Here is a 13,714-nt window from a genome sequence, read left to right as displayed (position 1 = left end):
CGACGATCCCCTGGAGGATCCCATGAAGATCAACGCACTGCTCGACGTCAACGTCGTGGCCCACGAGGCCGAGGACGAGGTCGCTGTGCTCCTCGAGCTCGAGGCTCCCGCCGCCGTCGCGGACGCCGCCCGACCGCAGGCCTCGCTGCAGGTCGTCCTCGACCGTTCCGGCTCCATGCGTGGCGCGCCGCTCGAGGGAGCGAAGCGAGCGCTCGTCGCGCTGGTCCGCCGGCTCGACCCGACCGACAACTTCGGGCTGGTCACCTTCGACGACTCTGCCCAGGTCGTCGTGCCCGCAGGCCCCCTGACAGACAAGGACGCAGTGATCGACCGGATCCAGACGGTCCACGCTGGCGGCACGACCGACCTGTCGGCCGGCTATCACCGCGGCCTGCGCGAGGTTCGGCGCGTCATCCCCACCGAGGGCGACAAGCGCGGCAGCGGCACGGTCCTGGTCATCTCGGACGGTCATGTGAACGCCGGCATCCGGGACGCCGACGAGTTCGCGTCGGTCACATCCAAGGCGTACGCAGACAGCATCGTCACCTCCACGCTCGGCTACGGACGTGGGTACGACGAGACGCTGCTCGCAGCGATCGCTCGCGCCGGGTCGGGCAACCACGTCTTCGCCGAAGACCCCGACGCGGCCGGTGCAGCCATCGCGGGTGAGGTCGACGGCCTGCTCAACAAGGTGGTCCAGGCGCTGTCGCTGACGGTGCGGTTCGAGCCCGCCGTGGAGTTCCTGCGGCTCTACAACGACCTGCCCGCGCAGCAGATCGGCGACGGTCAAGTCATGATCGAGCTCGGCGACCTCTACTCCGAGGAGGCCCGCAAGGTGCTGCTCAAGCTCAAGGTCCCTGCGCTCCGCGAGCTCGGCCTCGCCCGGGTCGCCACCCTCGAGCTGGCGTACGTCGAGCTGCCGCGCCTGGTCGAGCAGGTCGTGTCGCTGCCCATCACCGTCAACGTGGTGCCCGGCGACGAGGCTGCCGGGCGGGTGGCGCACCCGACCGTGGCGTCCGAGGTCCTCTTCCAGGAGGCGCAGGACGTCAAGCGGCAGGCGTCGGAGGCCTTCGAGCACGGCATGTTCGACGTGGGTCAGCGACTCATCGGCGAGACCAAGCAGCGGCTGACGCGCTCCCTGGAGGTCGCGCCCGAGGCTCTGAAGCCCGAGATCCAGCTCGAGCTCGACGACGTCGTCCGCATGGAGCGACTCGGTGACGTCAGCGGCCCGAGCGGTGCGCCGATGATGTCGAAGATCTCCCGCGACTCCTACCACCAGATGAACCGCAAGCGTGGCCGCCGCCCGCGCCCGGACGGGGGAGATCGGTGACGTCGGGAGCCGATTGTCTCGGACCCTGGGCGGAGTCTGCTCCCGTGAGCGAGACGATCAACGAGTTCCGGACCGCCGGCGAGTCACCAAGGGCCTACTTCCGCACCGCCACGAGCACCTGGGTCCACCGGCCCGAATGCCCGCACCTCGTGAGCACCGACGCCCACGCGGCCACGGTGGCCGAGCGGCTCCAGCACCCAGTCTGCGACGACTGCTGAGCAGTCCTGTTTCCACCCCGCGCTCCGCCGATTCGGGGCACGATGGACGGCCTACAGGCAGCCGAGCGGGGGAGACGCCCATGCCACCAGGTCGAAGTGCGGTCATTGCGATGCAGCGTCTCGCTCGCATCCTCGCGGTCCTTGACGATGCCGGCGTCGTGGGGGCAACGGCCGAGCGGCTGATCTCCGTCGCTGGCTATGGCGACAAGGCACCCGAGGACCAGCTCGGCGTTGACCTGAAGAACCTGAAGAAGCAGGGCTGGCAGATCGACAACGTGGCGCCCGCCGGCGCGCCGGGGCGCTACCGGATGGTGAGCGGCGACAACCGGCTCCAGGTCAAGCTCACGGCACCCCAGCGAGCCGCGCTTCAGCGTGCTGTGCTCCTGGCCGAACGGTCCGACCTCGCCAAGCGTCTCGGTGTCCGCCCCGCCGCGGTCCCCGAGGGGATCGGCAGCATCGTGATCCGGAAGCCGAAGGGCGACAAGCTCTCGCTCGCCTTCCAGTCCGTGCAGCTGCGGAGCCGGATCAGGTTCACCTACAAGGGCACGTCGCGGCTGGTGCACCCCGGGACGGTGCGCTTCCAGAACTACAAGTGGTACCTCAGCGGCGTCGAGGACGGGTCCGACCTCGTGAAGCACTTCGTGGTCAGCGAGATGAGCGACATCGCGCTGGAGACTCCTGGTACTGGTGCCGAGGTGCCGTCAGCGAGGCGCATCCCTCTGCACCCGCTCCGGTGGGAGGTCGACGCGCCGACGGAGGTCACGCTGCGTACGACCCGCGACTTCGTGCCCGACGTCATCCGATGGCTCAACGAGCCCGACACCCAGGTCGAGCGCGACGACGCAGTCGACCTGACCTACACCGTCACTCATCGGCACGCCTTCCGCGCCCGCCTCTACGTCCTCGGCCCGCGGGTCACGATCACCCAGGGCGCCGATGTGTACGACGAGCTGGTCGTCGAGCTGCGCGATATGGCGGGTCTGTGATGGCCGTGCCCAAGTTCCTCGAGCGCATCGCCCGCCTTCCCGAGGTGCTCAACGTCCTTGGCGCCTATCCCGACGGGTTGCCCCTGAGCGAGCTTGCCGCCCAGTTCGGCGTCGGCGTCGAGACCATGCGCGAGGACCTCGTCACCTACCTCGACCTGGAGTCGTGGGGCTGGACGTTCGACATCTTCCGCAAGCCCGCCCTGGAGTTCGTGCAGCCCGAGCCTGACCATGTGACGGACGGGGCCGGACGCACCGTCGTGCGCGTCGTGCCGGATGCCACCCCCGGACTCGGCGCAGAGCACCTCTCCGCCGGTGATCTCGCCACGCTCTACACCGCCGGTACGGCACTGCTCGAGGTCGACCCGGACGATGCCGATCTCGCCGCGGCGCTCGCCGTCATCGCCGAGACGATGTACGGCGAGCCCGCCGCGACGCCGTACGTCGGTGACTGGGCCCGCCATGTCCGCGACCTCCAGGACGCGCAGGAGCAGAGGCGCAAGGTTCGGATCGTCTACTCCCGCGCCTGGCGTCCGGGCGTGACCGACCGGGTCATCGAGCCGCTGCGCCTGGTTCAGACGCGTCGTGGCTGGGAGGTCGACGCCGGGCCGGTCGGGCCCGAGGGCAACCTGCGGACCTTCCTGCTCTCCAACGTGAGGGCCGTCGAGGTGTTGGACGAGGGGTTCGAGCCTCCCTCCGGTGTCGAATCGCTGCTGACGAAGCAGCGCGCGACGACCACGGTTCGGATGCAGCTGGCGCAGGACGCCCGATGGGCCGCACGTCAGCACGCCGAGGGTGTGACCGTCGTGGCGGAGGACGAGGAGACCTTCACTGCCGACCTTGAGATGCTGGCTCCGGTCGGGGAGCGGGTGGGCCTGATCATGCTGGCGAGTGGGCCCTCGACCCGGGTCATAGCGCCGGGCTCGGTCCTGCCGGGGGCGATGACGCTCGTCGACGAGCTGCTGGCACATCACGAGGCGGCCGGGAGACCCGGTTGGCGACCCCACTAACGGTGCTCCGCGGTCACTGAATCCACAGAGCGCGACTCCATTGAGCGGCATACTCGCCGACATGAGCGAGCATGAAGGCCACCTCTTCATCGTCCACGGGCGGATCGAGTCGGTGATCCACGACGCGGCCTTGGTTCCTGTGGACCAGGCATACGACTTCAACTCCATCTGGACACCGCTGGTGGGCGGACGACCGCCACTGCCGCTGCAGTGGAAGGAGCGGGGGTACGGCCGGATCAAGCCCGCGCCTGACCGAGTGTGGGCCGTCAGCATCGGCAACGGCCTGGATCGATACGAGGATGTGCTCGATCGGATCATCGGGGCGCTGCAGAGGATCGAGCTCCGGCGTGACGCCTATCCGCCGAAGCGGGGGCCCGGAACACTCCCGCTGGTCGCTGTGCCCGTCATCGGCATCGGCCGTGGCGGCTTTGGAGGCGATCGCGGCTCAGTACTGCGCATGCTGGTCGAAGGGCTGACCCGTGCGGCCCGCGAGCTCAGGCTCGACGTCGTACTCGTCAGTCCGGACCCGGCCGTGTTCGCAGCCGCGCAGTACGCACGACGTCGCCTGACCGTCAAGCTCCCACCTCGTCTGGAGACGCTTGCCCGTGAGCTGGGTACAGCAGCACGCAGTGGCCAGCTCGCCGTCCTCATGGGCGCCGGAGTTTCAGCTGCGGCGGGCCTTCCCTCGTGGCACGGGCTGCTCGAGCAGCTCGAGCGCGACGCGGGCATCACTTACCCTGACCCGACTCGACTCCCGAACGCGATCGATCGCGCAGAGCTCATCGAACGCCATGACAAGACGCGCTTCCAGAAGCGAGTGGCGGAAACGGTGACCGGCGTCCACCACCCCTCCTTGTTGCACGCACTGCTGGCCAGTCTCGATTGCCATGAGGTCGTCACCACCAACTACGACACGCTCTACGAGCAGGCGGTCAGGGCGACCGACCGCGAGATCAAGGCGGTCATGCCGTGGAACTCCGCTCACGGTGCCGCCAGGTGGATCCTCAAGCTTCACGGCGACGTCGAGCACGTCAGGCAGATCGTCCTCACTCGCCGGCACATGGTGAGGTACGACGCGGCGAACCGCCCGTCCGCGGCGGTGCTGCAGTCACTTCTCCTCACCAAGCGACTGCTCGCCGTGGGCGTGTCGATGACGGACGACAACGTCATCCGTCTGGCCCATGAGGTGCAGGCCTATCGCGATGAGCACCAGCAGGGGGCGCACGGCACCTTCGGCACCGTCCTGGACACGGATGGGGACGACATCCGAGCGTCACTTTGGGCCGGTCAGCTGGACTGGGTGAAGCTCGAAGCGGAGTCAGGGGTGCCCGGGCGTCGGGCACAGGAGCTCTTCCTCGACCGCGTCGCCGACCATGCAGCACGTGACTCCTCCTGGCTCCTCGACCAGCGTTTCGAGGGACTCCTGGATCGCGACGAAGACCGACGTCTGGCGGCGGAGGTCCGCGACCTCTATCAGCGCATTCCCCACAGCCCGGGTGACAAGTGGACGCCCTTGGTGCAGCGGCTCGAGGAGCTCGGTGCGTCCTCCGGTGACCTCATCAGGGCCCCTCGCGTCGAAGGTCAGCGCGATTTTCGATAGAGCGTCGCCGGCCGCCCCCGGAGCCCATCCGACACGACGACCTTCCCGTTGCGAGTCAACGGCTCGACGTACTCCCTCATCCGTCGGTTGAAGTTGTCCTTGTGCAGCTCGGCGCCGACGACAGCCTCGTGCACCTTGCGCAGCTGTCGCAGGGTGAAGGGCTCCGGCAGGAAGCCGTCGGGGTCGGGATGGATGTCGACGTAGCGGTAGCGGATCTCGTAGCGCTCCCGCAGGGCCTCGACCGCCGACGACACGATCTCGTCGTGGTCGAAGAGGAGCCGGGGCTCGCCGCGGAGGCGGCCGTCAGCTCCGACCGGCACCAGGTCGCCGGTGGCGTCAAGCAGCTCGGTCTCGGGAAGGGACAGGGAGTGCGCGGCTGAGATCACCCAGCTGCGGTCGTCGCGGTCGGGGTCGTCGAAGAGCCGCAGCAGCCGGGGCCGGTTGCGGTCCGAGGGCTCGATGCCGACCTTGCGGCGCAGGACGTCGTCGACGGTCCGATCGACCGTCCACCGCTCCCGGATGAATCCGCCGGGCAGTGAGCGGCCGCTGGGCTCTCGTCGGTCCTGCACCAGCACCCGCAGCTGGGGGTTTGTTTCGGAGGGTCCGCCTACGGTCAGCACAGCGACATCGACAGTGACGCCGGGACGTGGGAACGAGTCGAGGTCAGCCACACGGCAGACATTAGCGCGTTGCGCGTGTTAATGTTTAGAGACAACAGAGTGCTAAAGGGGGATGCCATGAACGACCGGCACCAAGGCGGCGGGACCGCCCACACCGAGAACTCCGACCACGAGCTCCTCAAGGCCTGGAACGACCTGGCCACCGGACTGACCGCGCAGCTGTCGCGGATGCGCGACGAGAGCGACCACCTCATCGTCGAGCTGCCCGACGGCGACGACGGCGAGACCCGCCCCTACGCGCAGTTCGCAGGCTTCGGCCCAGGCATGGTGCGCGCCGAGCTCAGCGGCAACGCCTACCTCGGGCCGGCGTACGTCCTGTCTGACGAGTGGTGCGAGTCACTGGTCTCGATGGGGTGGAGCGGCAACGAGGAGGGCGAGCCGAACTGGTACGTCGAGCGCCCGGTCGCGGACGCCAAGAACATCGCCGCCCTGGTGGTGGCCGCGCTGCGCCTGGCCTTCGGCGTCGCCCACCCACAGCTCCTGACGTACCGCGCCTGGGGGCGCAACGCCGGCGGGGCAACCGAGCTCGGGTTGAGCGCGAGCGAGGACGTGCCGGTCGAGCAGCCCTCCGAGCCGATGGTTCTGCAACCCGAAGACCGCGAGGACCTCCTGGCGATGATCCGGATGACGCTGCATGTCAAGCTCGACGAGGAGCCCACGGTCGACGACGACGGCGACGTCGTGCTCACCCACCTGGACCAGCCGGTGTGGGTGCGGGCCCGCGAGGACATGCCCGCGGTCGAGATCTTCGCTCGGGTCGTGCACGCAGTCCACTCCCGCCGAGCCGCTGCGGTGGAGATCGGGATCCTGAACCGCGACCACCCGCTGGTGAAGTGGTCGATGCAGGAGCGCGCGGTGTGGCAGCACATCGTCATCCCCGCGCTGCCCTTCGTCCCCGGTCACCTCGACGCGATGGTCGACGTCTTCCTCGCCACGATGACGGTCACGCGCAACGACCTGGCTCTGCGCGTCGGCGGGCGGGTGGCGTGATGAACCTGACCTCCGCCCAGGTCGACCGCGCCTGCGGCGTGCTCATCGCCTCCGCGGCCGGGGACGCCCTCGGTGCCGGCTACGAGTTCGGCCACGTGGGGCCAGACCTCGTCCCCGCGATGGTCGGGGGCGGCCTCGGTGGTTTCGCCCCCGGCGAGTGGACCGACGACACCTCCCAGGCGGTCGCCATCGCGCGGGTCGCCGCCACCGGCGTCGACCTCCGCACGCCCGAGGCGCTGACGCAGATCGCCCAAGGCATCGCCGACTGGTACGCCGGTGGTCCCGCCGACGTCGGGATCCAGACCTCCGCCGTCCTCAGTCGCGCCGGTCGCAACCCGACGGGGGCCGAGATGGCCGAGGCCGCGCGAGTCGTGCACGAGCGCTCCGGACGCAGTGCCGGCAACGGCTCCCTGATGCGCACCGGCCCGGTCGCCCTCGCCTACCTCGACGACCCCGCAGGCCTCGTCGGGGCCGCCATGGCGGTCAGCGCCCTCACCCACCACCAGGACATCGCCCGGGAGGCGTGCGCGGTCTGGTGCCTGATGATCCGCCACGCGGTGCTGACCGGCGAGCTCCCGACGTACGACGACATCGCCCCGTGGGTGCCCAACGAGGGCGAGTGGCGCGAGCTGCTGCTCGAGGCGGAGACCAAGCCGCCGTCGTCGTTCGCGCGCAACGGCTGGGCCGTGGGCGCCCTGCAGGCGGCGTGGTCGGCGATCATCCACACGCCCGTGCCGGACGACGGCCCGGCCTGCGGTCACCTGGGCGACTCGCTCGCCACCGCGATCCGGATCGGCCACGACACCGACACCGTGGCCGCGATCGCCGGCGCCCTGCTCGGCGCTCGGTGGGGGATGAGTGCCGTCCCCGCCGCCTGGCGTCGCGTGCTGCACGGATGGCCCGGACTGCGGGTCCACGACCTCGAGCAGCTCGCGTACCTCACCGCCCACCGCGGCTCCGCGGGCAAGTACGGCTGGCCGCTGGTCGACCACATCGACTACACGCGCCTGCAGTACGGCCTGCCCGCGCTGGCCACGCACCCGTACGACGACGGTGTGCTCATCTCCGGCGCCACCGCGCTGGACGAGGTTCCCGACGAGGTCGATGTCGTCGTCAGCCTCTGCCTGACCGGTCGGACCCAAGTGCCTGCCGGCGTGGAGCACATCAACTTCCGGCTGATGGACCAGGCCGAGCCGGAGCAGAACCCGAACCTCGACTTCGTCCTGATGGACGCTGCGCGGCTCGTCGCCGACCTGCGCGACGAGGGCAAGACCGTGCTGCTCCACTGCGTCGCCGCGCACTCGCGCACGCCCACGGTCGCCATCGTCTACTCCATGCTGCGAGGCGTGGAGCTGGAAGACGCGCTGCCGGCGGTGTGTGGGGCGCTGCCGGCAGCGCGACCGAACCGGGGATTCCGAGATGCGCTGAAGCGCCTCGCGGACAGTGCCGTCCGGGATTGAATTGCGGAACCGGCTGGAGGAGGAGAGACAAGGATGTTCATCGTCGACGGAGCCCTCCACTGGAGTGCCTCCGACCTGACCGCAGCCGCCACCTGCGAGTACGCCGTCCTGCGCACGTTGGACCACAAGCTCGGCTGGGCTGCCGCGCTCCAAACGCCCGAGGATCCGCTGATGCGGCACATCGCCGCGCTGGGTGACGTGCACGAGGAACGCTTGCTCGCGGAGTACGTGGCATCTGGCGACGTCGTCCAGATGCCTCGTGTCCTGGGATCGCACACTGCGGCCAAGCTGCAGGCTGCGAGGGACGACACTCTCGAGGCTCTCCTCTCCGACGCCCCGGTCGTCTACCAGGCCGCCTTCTCGGACGGGGAGTTCTTCGGCTACGCCGACTTCGTCGAGCGAGCCGACGACGGGTGGTGCGTCTGCGACGCCAAGCTCGCGCGTCAGGCCAAGCCTCAGGCCTTGCTGCAGCTGGGTGCCTACGCCGAGCAGATGCGCACGCTGGGATTGCCCGTCTCTTCCAGGGTTGCACTGCTGCTGGGCAACGGCGAACGCGTGGAGTTCCATCTCAGCGACGTGCTGCCGGTCTTCTCCGAACGACGGGAGCGGCTGCGCCATCTCCTCGGCGCCCACCGCGCCGGGGGTCAGCCGGTCGAGTGGAGGGCGGACGGCGTCCTCGCCTGTGGCGGGTGCGCCGAGTGTCGTGACGCGGCCGAGAAGGCCGACGACCTCGTGCTGGTGGCCGGCCTGCGCATGGACCAGCGTCGCAAGCTGAGGGCTGCGGGCATCCTGACGATGGGCGACCTCGCCGGCGCTGGGTCCGGACCTGCCGACCTGGCCAAGGCCACTTTCGAGAAGCTTCGCTCGCAGGCCGCCATCCAGTGGAGCCACCGACACGCAGGTGAGGGAGCGCCCGTCGTGTTCGAGCTGCTCGACGGCGCGGCGGAGGCCCTCCCCCGACTGCCGGCACCGTCGGCTGGTGACCTCTTCTTCGACTTCGAGGGCGATCCGCTCTACGACGAGGGAGACCCCTCGCGCGTGGGGCTGGAGTACCTCTGGGGCGTGCTCGGTACCGACGACGACTACATGCCGATCTGGGCCCACGACTGGGCGGAGGAACGAGAGGCGTTCGTGACCTTCATGGAGTTGGTGGCCAAGCGTCGGGCAGACCACCCCGACATGCACATCTATCACTATGCGCCGTACGAGACGACAGCCTTGAAGCGCCTCGCGATGCGCTACCAGACGTGCGAGAAGGAGCTCGACGACCTCCTGCGTTCCGAGGTGTTCGTCGACCTCTACGCCACGGTCCGAGCGTCGGTCCGAGTCTCGGCCCCCTCGTACAGCATCAAGAAGCTCGAGCCGCTCTACATGGGCGACGAGCTGCGCTCCGACGACGACGACGCCGTCTCCGACGGAGGCGCCTCGGTCGTGGCGTACCACGAGTTCCGCACGTGGCGGAGCGAAGACCCGCCCGCGGCAACGAAGCGGCTGGCAGCCCTGGCCGACTACAACGAGTACGACTGCCTCTCGACCCTGCGTCTTCGCGACTGGCTGCTGGCACGCGCCGAGGACGTGGGCGTCCGGCACCTGATCGTGCCGCGCACCAACGTGGTCGAGGGTGAAGAACTGACAGTGAAGGACCCGGTGTTCCTCGGCCTGATGGAGCTGTCCGGACCCGAGGTGCGCACTGAGCGCACTGCTCCCGAGCAGGCGTGCGCGATGCTCGCGACGTCCCTCGACTACTTCCGGCGCGAGAACAAGCAGTTCTGGTGGGAGCACTTCGAGCGCCTGACGCACCCGCTCGACGACTGGGCCGGCGCCCGTGACGTGTTCGTGGTCGAGTCGGCCGAGGTGGTCTCCGACTGGCAGGTACCCGAAGGCAAGGCCAAGAATGCTCGCCGGGTCGTGCGCCTGGTGGGTGAGTGGACCCCAGGCAGCAAGAACGGCTTGGGCGCCAAGGTCGCGTATCCGCAACCAGCACCGCCGAAGTCGCACGGCCCCGAGCGCGCGCCGTACGGTGCCTGCGACAGCGCCGAAGTAAGGCCCGACGACGCGGACACGAGGGTGGTGTTGCTGACCGAGAGTCGCAAGCCGGAGGACGCCTTCGCCGCTCTCCCGGTGGCGTTACTGCCCGGCAGCCCGCCTCACGTCGGCAAGCTCGAGGACGCCATCAAGGAGGTCGGTCAGGACGTCGTCACCGCGGGTGCGCCGCCGAGCTCTGCCGCAATGGACATCCTGGCGCGACGTGCACCGCGGCTTCGCGGTGGGCGCCCGCTTCCGCGTCACGAAGCGACCATCGCCAACCTCGTCGAGGCTCTGGCCGGCATGAACGACTCCTACGTCGCGGTCCAAGGGCCGCCCGGCACCGGCAAGACGTACGCCGGCTCCCGGGTGATCAAGTGCTTGGTCGAGCAGCACGGCTGGCGGATCGGCGTCGTGGCACAGTCGCACGCCGTCGTGGAGAACATGCTCGACGGCATCGTCAAGGCGGGCCTCGACCCGACGCTGGTCGGCAAGGCAAAGGTCGAGAAGGCCGACCCGGCCTGGACCAGCCTGAAGAACGTGCCGAAGTTCCTCGACGAGCACGTCGCGGCGGGCTGCGTCATCGGGGGAACGGCCTGGGACTTCGCCAACGACAACACGGTTCCTCGGGAGAGCCTCGACCTCTTGGTCATCGACGAGGCCGGGCAGTTCTCCCTCGCCCCGACCATTGCGGTCTCGGTCGCTGCCCGGCGACTCCTTCTGCTGGGAGACCCTCAACAACTGCCCCAGGTGAGTCAGGGGACCCACGCCGAGCCGGTCGACACCTCAGCCCTCGGGTGGCTCCTGGATGGACACCGCACACTGCCCGAGGACCGGGGCTACTTCCTCGCCGAGTCCTACCGGATGCACCCGGCCCTGTGTGGGCGCGTCTCGGTGCTGTCCTACGAGGGACGACTGCGCGCTGCGGCGCCCGCGTCACAGCGCTCCCTCGAAAGCGTCCCGCCGGGACTGGAGGTCGTGACGGTTCCGCACGCAGGGAACCAGACGGCGTCTTCCGAGGAGGCTGCCGAGGTGGTCGCGCAGGTACGAGCCCACCTCGGCGCTCGCTGGGACGATCCGGACGATGCGTCCGCGCCGCGGCCGCTCGACCAGTGCGACTTCGTGGTGGTGGCGCCCTACAACGCGCAGGTCACCCTGATCCGGGCCCGCCTGAAGGAGGCGGGACTGGGGGATGTGCGGGTCGGCACGGTCGACAAGTTCCAAGGTCAGGAGGCACCCATCGCGATCGTCTCGATGACGGCCTCCTCTCCTGGTGACGTGCCCCGTGGGATGGGCTTCCTGCTCAGCCGCAACCGTGTCAACGTTGCGGTCTCGAGGGCCCAGTGGAAGGCGATCGTCATTCGGTCGGCATCGCTCACGGCCTACATGCCGTCGAGTGTCGACGGGTTGCTGGAGCTGGGTGCGTTCATCGGTTTGTGCGGCGAGCGGTCCTCGGCAAAGGATCGAAGCTGCGACCAGGCGGACCTCCGAAGCCGTACGGTCGAGCCATGGAGTTGAGTGCAGAACTGCTGGGGCCCCTGAAGCCGGAGTGGGATAGCGCGCCCGGGGATCCGGAGATGACGGCGTTCAAGCGGGAAGCCCGGCGCCGTCAGGCCACGTGGCGAGTCCAGCAGGGTCTTGGCTTCGGGGAACACCCGCCCGGGAACAAGAACGGCTCCGTCCTCATGGAGGAGAATGGCGATGCCTACGCCAACTTCCTCTCCCCGCGAATCGTCGAAGCCGTCAAGCACAGGTTGCATGAGGATCAGCGACAGACGTCGCAGCAGCTTCAAGAGTCCAGGCTTCTCAACCACCTCCTCTCCTCGATGCCGATGTGCTTCAACCTGTTCGGCGAGCTGCACGACGATCCTGAGCGTCTCACCGCCGCCGGCAAGGCCCTGTGGAACGTGGCGGGGGAGGGGCAGGCCTTCGAGTTCGAGTGGTCCCCAGGCCGTCACGACGCCCGCTACACCGGGGACGGCACGGCGTTCGACGTCGCGCTGTTCTTCGGCGAGCCGGGAGGCGCGTCGCGGACCGTCATCGGGATCGAGACGAAGTACCACGAGCACGCCGTCGCCGAGGCTGTACCAAACGCAGTCACGCGACTGCCGCGCTACCGGCAGATCGTCGAGGACTCTCAGGTGTTCAAGTCAGATTGGGAGGATCGCATCCTCGGCACCGAGCTGCAGCAGGTGTGGCGCGACCACCTCCTGCTGCTCGCGATGCTGCAGGACGAGGAACGACCCTGGACGTCGGGGACCTATGTCCTCGTCTATCCGAAGGGCAACACCTCCTTCGCCCGACTGGCCGAGCGCTACACGGATGCGCTGCAGGACGCCTCTACCTTCAGCCACGTCACCTTGGAAGCGATTCTCGACGCCCACGTCCTCCACGAGCCCGACACCGAGCAGAAGTTCCGCGACAGGTATCTCTTCTGAGAGCGCGCCAATGCACCTTCTCGCAGTAGGAGAGCTCTACGATCCGCCGCGCACTCGACTCGAGAATCGCGAGGCTGCACGCCTCGGGAGGCATTTCGAGGAACTGGTCCGGTTCTGGCCCGACCCGACCCCTCGAACGGGCCGCACACCAGGCGAGTCCCGGCCGAGTTCGCGCTGATCGACCTGACGCGTTGCCCTCGGCGTTCTCAAAACGCTGTGCATGTTGCGGTGGCCGAGCTGTTGTTGGACGAGCCTAACGACGACGAGGCGCAGCGGCGACTCCGCGCCCTTTGCGGCAAGTGCCCAACCCGGAGGTGATGGTCCCGCCAGGCCGTCACCCTCACGTGCTCCAGCGACGGGCCCACGCTCGGAGGGACCAGAGACCTGAGCATCAACCACTGGTGATGCCGAGATCGATCCTGGGCTCGCGTCGGCGTCGACGAGCATCAGCGCCGTTCCGTCCGTCCGAGGACGTGCGCAGCTGGTTCGACAAGCGTGCGCCGGTTCGAGGTGAGGACACGCCCGAGCAGCGATCAGCGGGCGGTGACCATGGCACCGTCCGATTGACTCGTTTCAGCCTCCCGCGAGCTCGTCCTGATGTTGAATGGCGCCGCGCCGCGCTGCGCTACAGACACAGGAGAGGTATGGCTGACGGACCGACTCGAAGACACGGCTTGTTGGACGGGATAGTCGTGAACTATCCGACGGCTCTGCCGTCTCGGGCCTGGCTCCGCGACAAGTTGTTGTGGGCCGAGCACCTAGGAAGCATCTGGCCGGCTGGAGACCCTTGGCCTAGGACGGAAGCTGAGGCCAGTCTTCTGCATGAGACCCAGACGCTCAGGGAGGCAGGACTGGGACTGCTGCACGGATAGGTGACATCTGAATCTGCGTCGATGTGTCGGCGCTGGAAGGATGTGCACCATGCCGAAGGCGTTCCCCAAGGAGTTTCGTGAGGACGTGATCCGGGTCTACAAGGACTC

Annotated in this window: 10 protein-coding genes; 9 read left to right on the top strand and 1 reads right to left on the bottom strand. The window is 68.6% G+C overall.

All coding sequences use genetic code 11. From position 1 onward, the window contains the following. The first annotated feature begins 22 nt into the window (after positions 1-22). From IEZ24_RS18145 to IEZ24_RS18125, 5 genes are all read left to right on the top strand, one after another. Entirely contained in the window at positions 23-1,330 is a 1,308-nt protein-coding gene (locus tag IEZ24_RS18145) for a vWA domain-containing protein (RefSeq protein ID WP_129456285.1), read from the top strand. 44 nt (positions 1,331-1,374) lie between these two features. Further along, entirely contained in the window at positions 1,375-1,548 is a 174-nt protein-coding gene (locus IEZ24_RS18140) for a hypothetical protein (RefSeq protein ID WP_165356154.1), read from the top strand. Between the two features lie 110 nt (positions 1,549-1,658). Next, positions 1,659-2,534, top strand: coding sequence for a WYL domain-containing protein (locus IEZ24_RS18135; RefSeq protein ID WP_165356155.1), 876 nt, complete (start codon positions 1,659-1,661; stop codon positions 2,532-2,534). Next, a complete protein-coding gene (locus IEZ24_RS18130) occupies positions 2,534-3,541 on the top strand; it encodes a helix-turn-helix transcriptional regulator (RefSeq protein WP_129456287.1) in 1,008 nt (335 codons plus the stop codon). Before IEZ24_RS18135 ends, IEZ24_RS18130 begins: the two co-directional genes overlap by 1 nt. Positions 3,542-3,602: 61 nt before the next feature. Then, positions 3,603-5,141 (top strand): SIR2 family protein, encoded by a 1,539-nt coding sequence (locus IEZ24_RS18125; protein ID WP_129456288.1) that lies wholly within the window; start codon positions 3,603-3,605, stop codon positions 5,139-5,141. Here IEZ24_RS18125 and IEZ24_RS18120 read toward each other — a convergent pair. Continuing rightward, a complete protein-coding gene (locus tag IEZ24_RS18120) occupies positions 5,123-5,710 on the bottom strand; it encodes an NUDIX hydrolase (protein WP_224745533.1) in 588 nt (195 codons plus the stop codon). The two genes, IEZ24_RS18125 and IEZ24_RS18120, sit on opposite strands and share 19 nt — an antisense overlap. A gap of 168 nt (positions 5,711-5,878) precedes the next feature. Here IEZ24_RS18120 and IEZ24_RS18115 point away from each other — a divergent pair, with 168 nt between their 5' ends. The 4 genes from IEZ24_RS18115 to IEZ24_RS18100 are packed head-to-tail and all read left to right on the top strand — an operon-like array spanning position 5,879 to position 12,734. Then, positions 5,879-6,811 (top strand): TY-Chap domain-containing protein, encoded by a 933-nt coding sequence (locus tag IEZ24_RS18115; RefSeq protein ID WP_129456290.1) that lies wholly within the window; start codon positions 5,879-5,881, stop codon positions 6,809-6,811. Continuing rightward, positions 6,811-8,271: an ADP-ribosylglycohydrolase family protein gene (locus tag IEZ24_RS18110; RefSeq protein ID WP_129456291.1), complete on the top strand. Its 1,461-nt coding sequence runs from the start codon at positions 6,811-6,813 to the stop codon at positions 8,269-8,271. The genes IEZ24_RS18115 and IEZ24_RS18110 overlap by 1 nt, the downstream gene beginning before the upstream one ends. A gap of 33 nt (positions 8,272-8,304) precedes the next feature. Continuing rightward, the gene (locus tag IEZ24_RS18105) at positions 8,305-11,814 is read left to right on the top strand and encodes a TM0106 family RecB-like putative nuclease (RefSeq protein WP_129456292.1); all 3,510 of its coding nucleotides are present in this window, start codon (positions 8,305-8,307) and stop codon (positions 11,812-11,814) included. Continuing rightward, positions 11,805-12,734: a PGN_0703 family putative restriction endonuclease gene (locus IEZ24_RS18100; RefSeq protein ID WP_165356156.1), complete on the top strand. Its 930-nt coding sequence runs from the start codon at positions 11,805-11,807 to the stop codon at positions 12,732-12,734. The genes IEZ24_RS18105 and IEZ24_RS18100 overlap by 10 nt, the downstream gene beginning before the upstream one ends. Positions 12,735-13,714 lie beyond the last annotated feature (980 nt).

The organism is Nocardioides ganghwensis (genome assembly GCF_014779655.1).
Lineage (GTDB): Bacteria > Actinomycetota > Actinomycetes > Propionibacteriales > Nocardioidaceae > Nocardioides > Nocardioides ganghwensis.
The sequence above is the reverse complement of the archived record's forward strand: the minus strand, read 5'-3'. Positions and strand labels throughout refer to the sequence as shown.